This window comes from Costertonia aggregata, assembly GCF_013402795.1.
GTDB classification, from domain to species: domain Bacteria; phylum Bacteroidota; class Bacteroidia; order Flavobacteriales; family Flavobacteriaceae; genus Costertonia; species Costertonia aggregata.
Window position 1 is genome coordinate 515,771 of sequence record NZ_CP058595.1, and the last position, 15,085, is coordinate 530,855.

Genomic DNA, 15,085 nt, shown 5'->3' on the forward strand with positions numbered 1-15,085 from the left:
GTAAATTAAATTATAATGTTCTTATTATTCTTCCAGCCTAATATCCAAACCTAAACCTTTAAGTTCGTGCATTAGTACATTGAAAGATTCTGGTAAACCAGGTTCTGGCATGGTCTCACCTTTAACGATACTTTCATATGTTTTAGCTCTACCGATCACATCATCGGATTTGACCGTAAGGATTTCGCGTAACGTAGCAGATGCCCCATATGCCTCTAGTGCCCAAACTTCCATCTCTCCGAAACGCTGACCACCAAATTGAGCTTTACCACCCAGAGGTTGTTGCGTAATCAAGGAGTAAGGGCCTATTGAACGGGCGTGCATCTTATCATCTACCATATGCCCCAATTTTAACATGTAGATCACACCTACCGTTGCAGGCTGGTCAAAACGTTGACCTGTACCACCATCATATAGATATGTATGACCAAATCTAGGTATACCGGCCTCGTCAGTGTAAGCATTTATCTCATCTAAAGTAGCACCGTCAAAAATTGGAGTACCGTACTTTTTCCCTAATTTAAGACCTGCCCAACCCAAAACGGTTTCATAAATTTGACCAATGTTCATACGGGAAGGTACACCTAACGGATTCAAGACGATATCTACAGGTGTCCCATCTTCCAAGAAAGGCATATCCTCTTGACGGACTATTCGTGCAACAATACCCTTGTTACCGTGACGACCTGCCATTTTATCACCGACTTTGAGTTTACGTTTTTTGGCAACATATACCTTGGCCAATTTCATGATACCTGCAGGTAATTCATCACCAACGGAAATTGTGAACTTATCCCTTCTCAAGTTACCTTGAAGGTCGTTCAATTTGATTTTGTAATTGTGCAACAAATCGGCCACCATGGTATTGGTGTCTTTATCCGTTGTCCAGCTACCACCTACCAAATGCGCAAAGTCGTCAACAGCGTTCAACATTTTCATGGTGTATTTTTTTCCTTTAGGAAGAACCTCTTCCCCTAGATCGTTCAATACGCCTTGTGATGTTTTACCATTGATGAGAGTGAATAGTTTTTCTACTAGAACATCTTTTAATTCCTGAAACTTTACCTCATATTCCAGCTCCAGTTTATTGATGGCATCTTTATCCTCAGAACGTTTACGCTTGTCTTTGATAGAACGAGAGAATAGCTTTTTATCGATTACTACACCTCTGAGTGATGGAGAAGCTTTTAATGAGGCATCTTTTACATCACCTGCTTTATCACCAAAAATGGCACGAAGTAATTTTTCTTCTGGAGTAGGATCGGATTCCCCTTTTGGCGTAATCTTACCAATAAGTATATCGCCCGGTTTTACTTCGGCACCAATACGAATCATGCCATGCTCATCCAAGTCTTTGGTAGCCTCTTCTGATACGTTTGGTATGTCGTTGGTCAACTCTTCCGCTCCTAATTTAGTGTCTCTCACTTCCAAAGAATATTCATCAATATGTATTGATGTGAATATATCCTCACGGACTACTTTTTCAGAAATCACGATGGCATCCTCAAAGTTATATCCTTTCCAAGGCATAAATGCCACTTGAAGGTTTCTACCTAAGGCCAACTCTCCTTTTTCAGTAGCATAACCTTCACAAAGCACTTGGCCTTTTTTTACCTTATCACCTTTTTGAACAATGGGTTTTAGGTTGATACTTGTACCTTGATTTGTTTTACGGAACTTAACGAGATTGTACGTTTTGGAATCTTCTTCAAAACTTACCAATTTCTCTTCATCGGTCCGTTTATATTTAATGGTAATCTTACTGGCATCAACATATTCAATGGTACCGTCGCCTTCCGCATTTATCAATACCCTGGAGTCGGAAGCTACTTGTCTTTCCAAACCAGTACCAACAATGGGGGATTGCGGTCTCAATAAAGGAACCGCTTGTCGCATCATGTTTGACCCCATTAAGGCCCTATTCGCATCATCATGCTCCAAGAACGGAATCAAAGACGCACTGATTGATGCAATTTGATTAGGTGCTACATCAGTATAATTGATTTCACCCGGATCCACTACCGGAAAATCACCTTCTTCCCTAGCGATTACCTTTTCTGTATCTATTTGTCCATTTTCCTTAAGAGGAATATTCGCTTGCGAAATTTTCATCCCTTCCTCTTCCTCGGCACTTAAGTAAACGTACTCCTTGGTATTTACTTTGCCATTATCAACCTTGCGATAAGGGGTTTCCAAGAAGCCCATTGGATTTACTTTGGCGAATACTGAAGGTGAAGAAATCAAACCAATGTTTGGTCCCTCTGGGGTTTCAATAGGACAAAGTCTACCATAGTGTGTGTAATGAACATCTCGCACCTCAAAACCAGCTCTTTCGCGTGAAAGCCCACCAGGCCCCAATGCTGACAACCTACGCTTATGCGTTATTTCTGCCAATGGATTTGTCTGATCCATAAACTGCGACAGTTGGTTCGTACCAAAGAACGAGTTGATTACGGAAGATAAGGTCTTCGCATTGATCAAATCAATAGGGGTAAACACTTCATTATCCCTAACGTTCATACGCTCTCGAATAGTTCTTGCCATACGGGCCAGACCAACACCGAACTGAGATGACAATTGCTCGCCTACCGTTCTTACACGACGGTTGGAAAGGTGGTCAATATCATCAATCTCTGCTTTGGAGTTAATAAGCTCTATCAAATACTTGATGATTGTTATGATATCCTCTTTGGTCAAGACCTGCTTGTCCATCCCGATATCCAACTGTAATTTTTTATTCATCCTATAACGCCCAACCTCACCTAAATTGTAACGTTGGTCAGAAAAGAACAATTTATCTATGATACCGCGTGCAGTTTCCTCATCTGGCGGCTCGGCATTACGTAGTTGTCTGTAAATATGTTCTACCGCTTCTTTTTCAGAATTGGTAGGGTCTTTTTGCAGGGTATTATGAATGATAGCATAATCGGACTGCGCATTATTCTCTTTGTGCAAGAGGATAGTTTTAACGTCTATGTCCAAGATTTCGTCTATATGCTCTTTTTCGAGAACGGTGTCACGATCTAAAACGATCTCGTTTCTCTCGATAGAAACCACTTCACCCGTATCCTCATCAACAAAGTCCTCGTGCCATGTGTTCAAAACCCTGGCCGCTAATTTACGGCCCAATACTTTTTTGAGTCCGGCTTTGGAAACCTTCACCTCTTCAGAAAGGTCAAAAATCTCTAAAATATCCTTATCCCTTTCAAAACCGATAGCCCTGAAAAGCGTGGTAACCGGTAATTTTTTCTTTCTGTCAATGTAGGCATACATGACAGCGTTGATATCTGTGGCAAATTCTATCCAAGACCCTTTGAACGGAATTACCCTTGCTGAATATAGTTTTGTGCCGTTTGCGTGGAACGACTGTCCAAAAAATACGCCAGGTGAACGGTGCAATTGCGACACAACAACACGCTCTGCTCCGTTGATGACAAAAGTACCGCTAGGCGTCATGTAAGGAATGGTACCCAAATAAACATCCTGTACGATGGTTTCAAAATCCTCGTGTTCCGGATCTGTACAATATAGTTTTAACCTAGCTTTTAGCGGAACACTATAGGTAAGACCTCTTTCTATACATTCTTGTATGGAATATCTTGGCGGATCAATAAAGTAATCCAAAAACTCCAATACAAATTGGTTTCGTGTGTCGGTAATCGGGAAGTTTTCCATGAAGGTATTATAAAGACCTTCATTGCCCCTTTCGTCAGATTTTGTTTCAAGTTGAAAAAAATCTTGAAATGATTTAATCTGAATGTCCAAGAAATCCGGATAGTTCGGGATGTTCTTAGCGGATGCAAAACTTATTCTTTCAGTAGTGTTTGTGAACATCTATGGACAAAATTTTTGAACGTGAATATTAACTCTGGGCTGTATACGACTTAGTATACTATCTAAAAAGGGTTTAGGTCTAGCCGCAAAAAGCGAAAAGACCTAAACCAGAAACCTTATGGTAGTAGCAATTATTTAAGCTCAACTTCTGCTCCTGCTTCTTCCAATGATTTTTTGATTCCTTCTGCTTCGTCTTTAGAAACACCTTCTTTAACGGCTTTTGGTGCGCTATCAACGATATCCTTAGCATCTTTTAATCCTAAACCGGTCAATTCTTTAACCAATTTAACAACTGCTAATTTAGAACCACCGGCCGCTTTCAAAATCACATCGAATTCTGTCTGCTCCTCAGCAGCTTCACCACCTTCAGCGGCTCCACCACCAGCGGCAACAGCTACAGCTGCAGCAGCAGGCTCGATGCCATACTCTTCTTTTAAAATATCGGCCAACTCGTTTACCTCTTTTACGGTCAAGTTAACCAACTGTTCTGCGAAATCTTTTAAATCTGCCATTTTTCTATCGTTTAATAAAATTTTTAAAAATATAATTGTTTTTAGTGCGTACGTTTATCTTTCCGACAAGGTCTTAAGGATACCTGCAAGTTTTCCGCCACCGGATTTCAAGCCAGAAATAACATTCTTGGCGGGGGATTGCAACAATCCAATAATCTCGCCAATCATTTCTTCTTTGGACTTAATACTTACCAAGGTATCTAAATTCTCATCTCCAATATAAATTGCCTCTTCAACGAATGCTCCTTTCAATAACGGCTTTTCAGATTTTTTTCTGAACGCCTTTATTAATTTGGCAGGTGCATTGCCCGTTTCGGACAACATAAGGGATGTATTCCCCTTCAATACTTCTGGAAGTTCGCCAAAATCTTTCTCAGAAGTTTCCATTGCCTTTGCAAGCAAGGTATTCTTAACTACGGATAATTTAATATTTGCCTTAAAACAGGCCCTTCTCAAATCTGAGGTAGTGCCTGCATCCAAGTCGGAAATATCTGCCAGATAAATGGTAGAGCTATCCGCCAATTGAGCAGTTATATCCTTTATAGCTATTGCTTTTTCTTCTCTTGTCATAATTAAACTGCTTTAGGATCTAATTGAACACTTGGGCTCATGGTACTTGACATGTATATACTCTTCATATAAATACCCTTGGCGGCGGCAGGTTTCAACTTCATTAAAGTATCCAATAACTCTTTGGCGTTGCCCGCAATTTTATCGGCAGAAAAAGAAGCTTTTCCTACGGCTGCGTGTACAATACCCGATTTGTCAACTTTAAAATCGATTTTACCGGCCTTAACTTCAGATACCGCTTTCGCCACATCCATAGTTACTGTTCCCGTTTTAGGATTGGGCATAAGCCCTCTTGGCCCCAAAACTCGCCCTAAAGGCCCCAGTTTTCCCATAACACTTGGCATAGTGATGATTACGTCAACATCTGTCCAACCACCTTTGATTTTATCCAAATACTCGTCTAACCCTACATAATCGGCACCAGCTTCAGTAGCCTCTGCCTCTTTATCGGGTGTTACCAAAGCCAAAACCTTAACATCTTTACCTGTACCGTGAGGAAGTGTGACCACACCACGAACCATTTGATTGGCTTTTCTGGGATCGACCCCTAGACGAACTGCCAAATCTATAGATGCATCGAATTTTGTATTGGTTATCTCTTTTACCAAAGCTGAAGCCTCGTCAACAGAATAGAGTTTACTCTTATCTATCTTAGCATAAGCTTCTTTTTGCTTTTTTGTCAATTTTGCCATTCTGAATTGCTTTTAAGATTTTAAAAAGGTCTTTTACCTGCAACTTTAAGACCCATAGACCTAGCCGTTCCTGCAACCATGCTCATGGCCGATTCTACAGTGAACGCATTTAGGTCTACCATTTTGTCCTCGGCTATCGCCTTGACTTGGTCCCAAGTAACATTACCTGATTTAACTCGGTTAGGTTCGCCAGATCCTTTTTTAATCTTAGCCGCTTCCATCAATTGAACTGCCGCTGGTGGTGTTTTTACAACAAAGTCGAAAGACTTGTCTTTGTAAACGGTGATAACGACCGGCAAAACTTTGCCTTGTTTGTCCTGTGTACGCGCATTGAACTGCTTACAGAACTCCATGATGTTAACACCGGCAGCACCTAAGGCGGGTCCAACCGGTGGCGACGGATTCGCTGCACCTCCCCTAACTTGTAGTTTAACTACTTTACCTATTTCTTTTGCCATTGTTTAAAATTAAATTTAAGCGTGTTCTTGGAAGCAACACAACTCTAAAATATATGTAACAATTATTTTTATACTTTTTTTTATACTTTTTCTACTTGCATATAGCTCAGCTCCAATGGTGTTTTTCTACCAAAAATCTTTACCATAACCTCAAGCTTACGCTTTTCTTCATTGATTTTTTCGACTGTACCGTTGAAACCGTTAAAAGGACCATCAATAACTTTAACAGTCTCACCAAGAACGAAAGGAATTGCAACAGCATCGGTGTTTACCGCCAATTCATCAACCTTACCTAACATTCTGTTTACTTCTGATTTCCTAAGCGGAACAGGGTCTCCTCCTTTAGTTTCACCCAAAAAACCGATAACATTAGTGATAGAACGGATTATATGTACCATTTCTCCTCCCAGATTGGCTTTTACCATGATATAACCGGGAAAATATGTACGCTCCTTGTTGATTTTTTTTCCATTTCTAATTTGAATGACTTTTTCGGTCGGAACCAAAACATCTTCCAAATAGTCCGAAAAACCGTGGCGCTCTACTTCACTTTCTATATAGCCTTTGATTTTATTTTCTTGACCACTTACAGCTCTTACCACATACCATTTCTTTTCCAATACTTCTGACATAGGGCTTGGCTTAATTTAAAACTTTATCAAAATACAATTGTATCAACTTACTGAAAACACTATCTACGCCCCAAGTTGCCAATGCGAACAAAATTGAAAAAACGGCTACGATTACCATTAGATTAGAGGATTCCGACCTGGTTGGCAGCGTAACGTTATTCCTTAACTCATCAATAGATTCTTTAATGTATGTTATCATTCTTCAACTTGTTTACTGTGTAGACGATTTATTTAAAATGTCAATTTCGAATTCTGTGCGTTTTAATGAAATACTGTTAACATTACTTTCCACAATTTCAGCACGGGAGGAGAGACTCGAACTCCCGACACCTGGTTTTGGAGACCAGTGCTCTACCAACTGAGCTACACCCGTTCGTAATTACACCGAAAGGTATCCCGAAAACGGGACACCCTTTTGATGTAACACTATTTTAATACCGTAAGATTATTAATCTAAAATCTTGGTAACCTGACCTGCACCAACAGTTCTACCACCTTCACGGATAGCAAAACGCAAACCTACGCTCAATGCGATTGGCTGAATCAACTCTACGGTAATAGTCAAGTTATCACCAGGCATAACCATTTCAACTCCACTTGGAAGCGCTATGTTACCTGTAACATCAGTAGTTCTTACGTAGAACTGCGGACGGTAGTTATTATGGAAAGGTGTGTGACGACCACCTTCTTCTTTTTTAAGGATATATACCTCAGCTTCAAATTTGGCATGTGGTTTAACAGAACCTGGCTTACAGATTACCATTCCGCGGCTAATCTGTGATTTTTCAATACCTCTCAACAAGATACCAACGTTATCACCAGCTTCACCTCTATCCAATATCTTGCGGAACATTTCAACACCAGTGATCGTAGATGCCAATTTTTCAGCACCCATACCAATGATATCAACAGCATCCCCAGTGTTGGCGATACCTGTTTCTATCCTACCTGTTGCAACGGTACCACGACCAGTGATTGTAAATACATCTTCAACTGGCATTAAGAAATCCTTATCAACATCTCTCTTTGGAAGCTCGATCCACTCATCAACTGCAGTCATTAATTCCATTACCGTGTCGACCCATTTTTGCTCACCGTTCAAAGCTCCTAGCGCAGAACCAGATATAACAGGACCATTATCACCATCATATTCGTAGAAAGAAAGCAATTCACGTACTTCCATTTCAACGAGTTCCAAAAGCTCTTCATCATCGACCATATCGACCTTGTTCAAGAAAACCACGATTCTTGGAATACCTACTTGACGTCCCAACAAGATGTGCTCACGCGTTTGAGGCATAGGACCATCTGTTGCGGCAACAACAAGAATAGCACCGTCCATTTGAGCTGCACCGGTTACCATGTTCTTTACATAATCCGCGTGACCAGGACAATCTACGTGTGCGTAGTGACGGTTGGCGGTTTGATATTCTACGTGTGACGTATTGATCGTAATACCTCTTTCTTTTTCCTCAGGAGCGTTGTCGATAGAATCGAAACTTCTCTTTTCTGAAAGCCCTGCGTTTGCCAATACTTCAGTAATTGCAGCAGTCAATGTAGTTTTACCGTGATCCACGTGTCCAATGGTACCTATATTTAAGTGCGGTTTGGAACGATCGAAAGTTTCCTTTGCCATTTTAAAAAATTTTAATCTTAGTTTATATTAGTGTACAAATTATATTTTCTATGAGCCAATGACGAGATTTGAACTCGTGACCTCTTCCTTACCAAGGAAACGCTCTACCCCTGAGCTACACCGGCGTAAAGTGTTGAACCTACCCTTCGGCAAACTTATTACCGAAAGAGATTCCTGTCTTTGCAGGAATGAGATATCGCCAACATAAATTGGAATAAACGCAACGGACTCATACCAATTTGTTTTGAGTGGGAACCCTATTTACCTCATGCTTCAATCAGAACAAGTCCCTCACCCCAACATTTCCAAAACCCAATAGGTGTGTCTTAAAAAACACGCACTTCGATTTTGACGAATGCTCTTAGAGCGGGAGACCGGGTTCGAACCGGCGACATTCAGCTTGGAAGGCTGACGCTCTACCAACTGAGCTACTCCCGCAATTTTATTTCAATTTTTCATGGTGCATATAAAAACACCATTAAAATGAACATTTTTTTGTGGGGAGAGCAGGATTCGAACCTGCGAAGACGTAGTCAGCAGATTTACAGTCTGCCCTCGTTGGCCGCTTGAGTATCTCCCCATACCATTGATTTAAAGAACTTTTAATTTAATCGTAGTTGAGAAAACCTAATATTTTCAGAACTTACGAGCCGATGGAGGGACTCGAACCCACGACCTGCTGATTACAAATCAGCTGCTCTAGCCAGCTGAGCTACATCGGCTTTTTGATGTTTTTTTTGCATAAAAAAGCCCGCTATTTCTAACGGACTGCAAATGTATATATATTTTTATTTAATCAAAACATTTTTCGAAAAATTTTGATCAGGTATGCAACCTTAATTTTTCTTTCCTTTTTACCAACCTTCTTTCTAATGAACTACATGCAGAATCAATGGCTTCTTCAAAAGATTTACATTGTTTTTTTACGATGAATTTATTTTTGGGCACGTGCACTTTGACCTCTACTATTTTATTTTCCTTGGAACTTGTATTTTCCACCTTCATATATACATCGGAACTTATTACCTTATCGTAGTACAATTCCAATTTATCCATCCTGCTTTGTACAAAACCGATTAATTCTGGATCGGCATTAAAATTTACAGATTGTGCATTTACTTTCATCTGTGTTGTTTTTATAGTTAATAATTAGGTGAGTTACGAGTTGAAAATATCCTAGGTATTGAATCAAGGTTTTACCATAGCTTGTTTTTACAATTTAGAAGTATACATTTATTACAAATACATTCACTATTGTTTGCTCCTGGGATGAGCTGATGAGTGTATTTTTTTAAGCTCAGCTATACTATTATGCGTATATACCTGTGTCGAGGCCAAACTAGAATGCCCCAAAAGTTCTTTGACAGAGTTTAAATCCGCACCTTTGTTCAGTAGGTGCGTGGCAAACGTATGCCTTAGTATATGAGGACTTTGCTTAACCTTGGTTGATACCAAACTAAAATACTTATTTATTATTCTATATACAAGTGTTTCATATATTTTATTGCCGGACTTTGACAAAAAAACAAAAGCAGCATCTTCAATAAAATCAAGTGTGCTCCTTTTTTTAAAATACGACAAAAAAAGTTTTCGGGTAGATGGCAAGATGGGTATGATACGTTCTTTATTTCGCTTGCCCAGAACCTTTAGGCTACCTTTGGACAAATCAACATTGTTCATACCAAGTGCAATTAACTCGGCCCTTCGCATTCCCGTAGTGTACATAAGCTCAATAATCAATTTGTCCCGCATTCCTTCAAAATCATCTTCAAAAGGAATCTTGAGCAACACCTCTTCCATTTCTTTTTCCGAAAAAGGAACCTCGATTTTTCGTGATGTTTTCAAAGCTTTGTGCTTGGCCAAGGGGTTTACGGTTACAGCACCTACCCGCAAGAGAAACTTGTAATACGCCTTTAAGGAAGCTATTTTTCGATTTATAGAACGATTGGCTACCCCCTTTTCAACCAACGATACCACCCAACCCCTTATAAAGGTATAGGCAATAGCTTCTATGTCGTTTATTTGATGCTCGTCGCGACAATATCTGGAAAACGCTTCAATATCTTTCCTGTAAGCCTTTACCGTATGTGGCGAGTAGTTTTTTTCAAGCGAAAGGTATGATATGAAAGCTTTTAAAGACATATGACAAAGTTACTAAAGTTTAGGGTGCAGTTCATAAATAACAAAAAATCCCGTTTCGATACATATCGAAACGGGATTGGTATATTTTCAATATCAAAAAACTATATCTCTTCTTGGTCTCTTAAGCCTTGAATATATTGTGCTTTTTGAATTTGGGCTCTACGTTCTACTGAAGGTTTTGTGAACTGTTGCCTTTTACGCAACTGTCGCATTGTACCTGTCCTATCAAACTTACGTTTGAAGCGCTTTAAAGCTCTATCGATATTTTCTCCTTCTTTTACTGGTATTATTAACATTGGCTACAACCTCCTTTCTTTAATGATTAAGGCTGCAAATATAAAAACTAATTTATAACTACAACCTATTATGTCAAAATTAATTTGTTCTGAACCTAACCGGGCGAAGATGCCCTTTTACTCTTTGGGCGCTTTATATTCTTTTTTATCTATAACGATTTTGGCTATAATCTCTCTTAAAATTTCTGACGTACCACCGCCAATGGGGCCCAATCTACTATCGCGCAATAATCTCGCCATGGGATAATCTTCAATATAGCCATAGCCGCCTAAAAATTGAAGACAATCGTACGCTACTTCATCAGCCATTTTTGTAGACTTTAGCTTAGAAATAGTGGCCTCTTTTACCACATATTCCCCTTTGTCCATTTTGTAGACCACGGAATAATTGTACTGTCTACACATATCCATATCGGCATATAAATCTACCAACCTGTGACGCAGAGCTTGATATTGATTTATGGTTTTTCCAAATGTCTCCCTCTCGGACATATACTGCAAGGCATAATCCAAAGCATATTCAGCTCTCGCATGAGCATTGACGCCCATTATCAAACGTTCAAGGGCAAAAGCTTCCATGATAAAGGTAAATCCTTTACCCTCTTCGCCCATCAAGTTTGAAGCCGGTACTTTTACATTGTCAAATGCAAGTTCAGCAGTATCCGATGCTCGCCAACCCAACTTGTTCAATTTGTTGGCGGTAACCCCCTCACTTTTTAAATCAACGATAAAAATACTTATACCTTTATTACCCTTGGAAGCATCGGTCTTGGCTGCCAAGATGATGTAGTCTGCGTAAACACCATTCGTTATAAACGTTTTGGACCCGTTAATGATGTAGGAATCGCCCTGCTTTGTAGCGGTAGTTCTCATTCCGGCAACATCACTACCTCCAAATGGCTCGGTCACGCCCAAGCAGCCTATTTTTTCACCATTAATACTGGGAGAAAGATATTTCTCTTTTTGGCCATCGTTACCATTTTTGTTCAAATGGGTCATGGCTAGGTACACATGTGCCCAAATAGCGGCCGCAAAGCCCCCCGAATTGATTTTTTGAAGCTCTTCCAAAAGGATGACCGTGTAGAACAAGTCTAGCCCAAGCCCCCCATTTTCCTCAGGGGTAGCCAGACCAAAGTACCCCATCTCACCAAATTTTTCCCAGATAAACTTATCTATGGTTCCGGTCGCTTCCCATTTTTCAATATGGGGAACTACTTCCTTATGTAAAAAGTCTTTTAAGCTTTGTCTGAAGAGTTGATGTTCTTCGGTGAAGTACATGCTTTGCATAGCGTTATTTTTTTAACGACAAATATAATGCAATTCTATCAATTCGCTCCGAAGGAAATCCTTCAATTTTTGATAATTCGTCAAAGGATGTTATACTTCCGTTGAGATTCCTGTAATTTACTATGCTCTCAGCCACCCATTTTTGAAGATATACTAATTTTGAGAGTTCCTCGACCGTTGCTGTATCAATATATATTTTTTCTATTTCCGGTGCGTTCAACACCTTAAAGTATTTTAATGTCCCTTCGACTACCTCCGGCTCTAGCCCATAAACATCGTACAATTGTTCATCAATCAAAAAACCGCCCAACCTATCCCTAAATTTGATGATTCTCGCCGATAGCTTCTCCCCTATACCATTGACAAGCTTTAATTCTTCGGCAGTAACCGAATTCAAATCTTTAATTTTGATATTAGAGTTTTCCTTTTTATCGAGTTTGGTTTCAACATTACTATTTTCATATGCGGTCTTTCTGTTGTTTTGCGTCCACTCCGGAAATTTAAAATATGGGGAAATAATGGCCAATAGCGAATCGGACACTAAAGTGATATCTTGAAATTCTTTTGGAGAGTTCACATATTTGCCCTGCTCTCTATAGCTATGCAATCTGTCTATTTCCTTTGGCGACAAACCCATGGTGTATCCCTTATAATCAGAAATAAAATTTGGATTAAATGGGTATATCCTAACCGAATCCTCTTCCAAGGCGATTTGTTTTAAGGCATCGATCGTAGTTTGTGTCTCTTTATCCAACGAAAAAGAAGGTGCAGATAATTTGGGGGAAAGGGAATTATAAAGAAAGTAGCACGTTTGAAGAAATACGATAATCAGCAACAAAAAGAAAATCCCACTTCGTTCCTGTGTATTGAACTTAAAGTGGGATTTAAAATTTTTCATATTACTTTAATGACTATTCCACGACCTTTTGCTTTTTGAATAGCTGATTGGCCTTTAGTTTTCGTAAATATTCGCCAAGGTCTTTTTTGACTTCGCCAGACATGATGTAAAGCCCTATAATATTGGGAAAAGACATCGCCAAAATCATCATATCGGAAAAGTCGAGTACGGCACCCAAACTCACTGATGCTCCAACCACTACGAAAACCAAAAAGAACATTTTATATACAAATTCGGTTTTTTTGCTTTTTCCGAATAAATAGGTCCAAGCCCTCATACCGTAGTAAGACCAGGATATCATGGTAGAGAAAGCAAAAAGGAAAACCGCCAAAGCCAAAACATAAGGAAACCAGGAAATTTGGCTGCCAAATGCATCAGAAGTCAATTGTGCTCCGGCCATACCTTCTACTTCGTGCATTCCTGTAAATATCAATACCAATGCCGTGAGCGTACATACCACGACCGTGTCAATAAAAGGCTCCAAAAGTGCCACAAAACCTTCGGAAGGCGGATGGTTAGTCTTTGCCGTACTATGGGCTATGGCCGCAGAACCCACACCAGCTTCATTGGAAAAGGCTGCCCGTTGAAAACCGACCACCAAAACACCGATAATACCGCCTTTCAAAGCAGATGGACTAAATGCCCCATCAATAATAGCTGAAAAAGCAGGACCAATATTTTGTATGTTCATTATGATTACCGCTAAAGCGGCAATGATATAAATAGATGCCATTACAGGTACTATACGTCCCGTAACATTTGCAATACTGTTGATACCGCCAATGATTACGACACCTACCAAAATGGCCGTTACAATACCGAACCAAAAACCGTTGCCAGCCAAGACCGGAAACTGACCCGCCAGTTGTTCAAAGGATTGGTTGGCCTGAAACATATTGCCCCCACCAAATGAAGCCCCGACCGCCAATACCGCGAACAAGCCGGCAAGAACTTTACCAATACCTTTCATATTTCTCTTCTCAAGACCGTATCGCAGGTAATTCATGGGGCCACCAAAAACCCTACCATCTGGTAGGATATCCCTGTATTTGACCCCAAGTGTACATTCCACAAATTTTGAGGACATACCCAGCAATCCGCAGACTATCATCCAAAAAGTCGCACCTGCACCACCTAGAGATACTGCTACCGCCACCCCTGCTATATTGCCGAGACCTACCGTACCCGATACAGCCGTAGCCAATGCCTGAAAGTGGGTTACTTGCCCCGGTGCATCAGGATCATCATACTTTCCTTTGGCCAAATCCAAAGAGTGTCTAAATCCACGGATATTTATAAAGCCCATCCTTATCGTAAAAAACGTTGCCCCCAATACCAACCAAATGACTATGAACGGGATACCCTTTGTAACCGGATCACCGTTTGGATGGGTGATGACCAATGGCTCGTCATAACGTACCTCAGCAAAAAAATGTGCACCTTGTTCTATTATATGTTCTTGATTATCGGAATTATATATAACCTTCCCTTCCGCAGTCAGGTGCTTTAATGCGCCCGTAGCGTTAGACATTATGGTTTGGTCCGCACCATTATCTTTTGAAATAATGGCAACGGCCTCACCTTTTTTAACTTTTGCTCCTTCGGGCTTCAACCATTTTTTCAATACATACTTATTATCCACATCTGGAGACCAGTTGGGAATGGGGATGCGCTTCAAATCGGCGTAGGCAACCGGGTCATATATACCCAAAGCCGCAAAAGGGTCCCAAAAGAGTACTGAACCCAGAGCACTTACCGCAGGTGTCATGGCACCGTTGAAAACTTCGGTTATTGCTTCTGTCTCAACCGTAAAAACCTTAGTGACCGTTTCGCCATTGGCATCGGTCACCACTACATTGTAAGAAACCCCCTCGACAAGACCTGATGACCTTTTTGATGTAAGCGGCGTATTTTGATTGCTCCATTTATAGGAATATGGAGGTGTTCCCCCGTTTACTTCCAACTCGATGACCCCATCATTTATGGTTGAGGAGGGATTATATGTTTTTCCTTTGACCTCAAGCTCTTGGGAAGTAGCTGTAAAACAAATAAGGAGTGAAAAAAAATAAAGTAATTTTTTCATGTGTAGTTATTATGGAGTTAGTTGGTTAACAATTGATGTCGGCAA

At 40.3% G+C, this 15,085-nt stretch carries 14 protein-coding genes and 5 tRNA genes; all 19 read right to left on the reverse strand.

Annotation, left to right across the window (positions count from 1 at the left end; genetic code table 11):
- Window positions 1–24 precede the first annotated feature (24 nt).
- Window positions 25–3,834: a DNA-directed RNA polymerase subunit beta gene (gene rpoB, locus HYG79_RS02360; RefSeq protein ID WP_179240571.1), complete on the reverse strand. Its 3,810-nt coding sequence runs from the start codon at window positions 3,832–3,834 to the stop codon at window positions 25–27.
- A 131-nt stretch (window positions 3,835–3,965) separates the two neighbouring features.
- Window positions 3,966–4,346, reverse strand: coding sequence for a 50S ribosomal protein L7/L12 (gene rplL, locus HYG79_RS02365; RefSeq protein WP_179240572.1), 381 nt, complete (start codon window positions 4,344–4,346; stop codon window positions 3,966–3,968).
- A gap of 54 nt (window positions 4,347–4,400) precedes the next feature.
- On the reverse strand, window positions 4,401–4,916 hold the full coding sequence (gene rplJ / locus HYG79_RS02370) for a 50S ribosomal protein L10 (RefSeq protein ID WP_179240573.1): 516 nt from the start codon (window positions 4,914–4,916) through the stop codon (window positions 4,401–4,403).
- Between the two features lie 2 nt (window positions 4,917–4,918).
- Window positions 4,919–5,608, reverse strand: a complete 690-nt coding sequence (gene rplA / locus HYG79_RS02375; RefSeq protein WP_179240574.1) for a 50S ribosomal protein L1 — start codon at window positions 5,606–5,608, stop codon at window positions 4,919–4,921.
- A 20-nt stretch (window positions 5,609–5,628) separates the two neighbouring features.
- Window positions 5,629–6,066 carry a 50S ribosomal protein L11 gene (gene rplK, locus HYG79_RS02380; RefSeq protein ID WP_179240575.1) on the reverse strand — a complete coding sequence of 146 codons (438 nt, stop codon included), beginning with the start codon at window positions 6,064–6,066 and terminating at the stop codon, window positions 5,629–5,631.
- An 80-nt stretch (window positions 6,067–6,146) separates the two neighbouring features.
- Window positions 6,147–6,698 (reverse strand): transcription termination/antitermination protein NusG, encoded by a 552-nt coding sequence (gene nusG, locus HYG79_RS02385; RefSeq protein ID WP_179240576.1) that lies wholly within the window; start codon window positions 6,696–6,698, stop codon window positions 6,147–6,149.
- A 10-nt stretch (window positions 6,699–6,708) separates the two neighbouring features.
- Window positions 6,709–6,897: a preprotein translocase subunit SecE gene (gene secE / locus HYG79_RS02390; RefSeq protein WP_179240577.1), complete on the reverse strand. Its 189-nt coding sequence runs from the start codon at window positions 6,895–6,897 to the stop codon at window positions 6,709–6,711.
- A gap of 101 nt (window positions 6,898–6,998) precedes the next feature.
- Window positions 6,999–7,071: transfer RNA gene (locus HYG79_RS02395), tRNA-Trp, on the reverse strand.
- Window positions 7,072–7,146: 75 nt separating this feature from the next.
- Window positions 7,147–8,334 carry an elongation factor Tu gene (gene tuf / locus HYG79_RS02400; RefSeq protein WP_179240578.1) on the reverse strand — a complete coding sequence of 396 codons (1,188 nt, stop codon included), beginning with the start codon at window positions 8,332–8,334 and terminating at the stop codon, window positions 7,147–7,149.
- Window positions 8,335–8,387: 53 nt separating this feature from the next.
- Window positions 8,388–8,459 (reverse strand) — tRNA-Thr (locus tag HYG79_RS02405).
- A gap of 240 nt (window positions 8,460–8,699) precedes the next feature.
- A tRNA-Gly gene (locus HYG79_RS02410) sits at window positions 8,700–8,772 on the reverse strand.
- A 60-nt stretch (window positions 8,773–8,832) separates the two neighbouring features.
- Window positions 8,833–8,914: transfer RNA gene (locus HYG79_RS02415), tRNA-Tyr, on the reverse strand.
- Between the two features lie 68 nt (window positions 8,915–8,982).
- Window positions 8,983–9,056: transfer RNA gene (locus HYG79_RS02420), tRNA-Thr, on the reverse strand.
- Window positions 9,057–9,156: 100 nt separating this feature from the next.
- Window positions 9,157–9,459, reverse strand: a complete 303-nt coding sequence (hpf, locus tag HYG79_RS02425) for a ribosome hibernation-promoting factor, HPF/YfiA family (protein WP_179240579.1) — start codon at window positions 9,457–9,459, stop codon at window positions 9,157–9,159.
- Between the two features lie 126 nt (window positions 9,460–9,585).
- A complete protein-coding gene (locus HYG79_RS02430; protein ID WP_179240580.1) occupies window positions 9,586–10,476 on the reverse strand; it encodes a tyrosine-type recombinase/integrase in 891 nt (296 codons plus the stop codon).
- A 101-nt stretch (window positions 10,477–10,577) separates the two neighbouring features.
- Complete coding sequence (gene rpsU, locus HYG79_RS02435; protein ID WP_179240581.1) at window positions 10,578–10,772, reverse strand: 30S ribosomal protein S21; 195 nt, start codon at window positions 10,770–10,772, stop codon at window positions 10,578–10,580.
- A gap of 117 nt (window positions 10,773–10,889) precedes the next feature.
- The gene (locus HYG79_RS02440; RefSeq protein WP_179240582.1) at window positions 10,890–12,059 is read right to left on the reverse strand and encodes an acyl-CoA dehydrogenase family protein; all 1,170 of its coding nucleotides are present in this window, start codon (window positions 12,057–12,059) and stop codon (window positions 10,890–10,892) included.
- A gap of 4 nt (window positions 12,060–12,063) precedes the next feature.
- Window positions 12,064–12,957, reverse strand: a complete 894-nt coding sequence (locus HYG79_RS02445; RefSeq protein ID WP_179240583.1) for a ComEA family DNA-binding protein — start codon at window positions 12,955–12,957, stop codon at window positions 12,064–12,066.
- 13 nt (window positions 12,958–12,970) lie between these two features.
- Window positions 12,971–15,040 carry an amino acid carrier protein gene (locus HYG79_RS02450; protein WP_179240584.1) on the reverse strand — a complete coding sequence of 690 codons (2,070 nt, stop codon included), beginning with the start codon at window positions 15,038–15,040 and terminating at the stop codon, window positions 12,971–12,973.
- Between the last annotated feature and the right edge of the window lie 45 nt (window positions 15,041–15,085).

Coding starts and splice junctions, on each gene's coding strand:
- rpoB (WP_179240571.1), bottom strand. CDS start 3,834: ATGTTCACAAACACTACTGAAAGAATAAGTTTTGCATCCGCTAAGAAC.
- rplL (WP_179240572.1), bottom strand. CDS start 4,346: ATGGCAGATTTAAAAGATTTCGCAGAACAGTTGGTTAACTTGACCGTA.
- rplJ (WP_179240573.1), bottom strand. CDS start 4,916: ATGACAAGAGAAGAAAAAGCAATAGCTATAAAGGATATAACTGCTCAA.
- rplA (WP_179240574.1), bottom strand. CDS start 5,608: ATGGCAAAATTGACAAAAAAGCAAAAAGAAGCTTATGCTAAGATAGAT.
- rplK (WP_179240575.1), bottom strand. CDS start 6,066: ATGGCAAAAGAAATAGGTAAAGTAGTTAAACTACAAGTTAGGGGAGGT.
- nusG (WP_179240576.1), bottom strand. CDS start 6,698: ATGTCAGAAGTATTGGAAAAGAAATGGTATGTGGTAAGAGCTGTAAGT.
- secE (WP_179240577.1), bottom strand. CDS start 6,897: ATGATAACATACATTAAAGAATCTATTGATGAGTTAAGGAATAACGTT.
- tuf (WP_179240578.1), bottom strand. CDS start 8,334: ATGGCAAAGGAAACTTTCGATCGTTCCAAACCGCACTTAAATATAGGT.
- hpf (WP_179240579.1), bottom strand. CDS start 9,459: ATGAAAGTAAATGCACAATCTGTAAATTTTAATGCCGATCCAGAATTA.
- HYG79_RS02430 (WP_179240580.1), bottom strand. CDS start 10,476: ATGTCTTTAAAAGCTTTCATATCATACCTTTCGCTTGAAAAAAACTAC.
- rpsU (WP_179240581.1), bottom strand. CDS start 10,772: ATGTTAATAATACCAGTAAAAGAAGGAGAAAATATCGATAGAGCTTTA.
- HYG79_RS02440 (WP_179240582.1), bottom strand. CDS start 12,059: ATGCAAAGCATGTACTTCACCGAAGAACATCAACTCTTCAGACAAAGC.
- HYG79_RS02445 (WP_179240583.1), bottom strand. CDS start 12,957: ATGAAAAATTTTAAATCCCACTTTAAGTTCAATACACAGGAACGAAGT.
- HYG79_RS02450 (WP_179240584.1), bottom strand. CDS start 15,040: ATGAAAAAATTACTTTATTTTTTTTCACTCCTTATTTGTTTTACAGCT.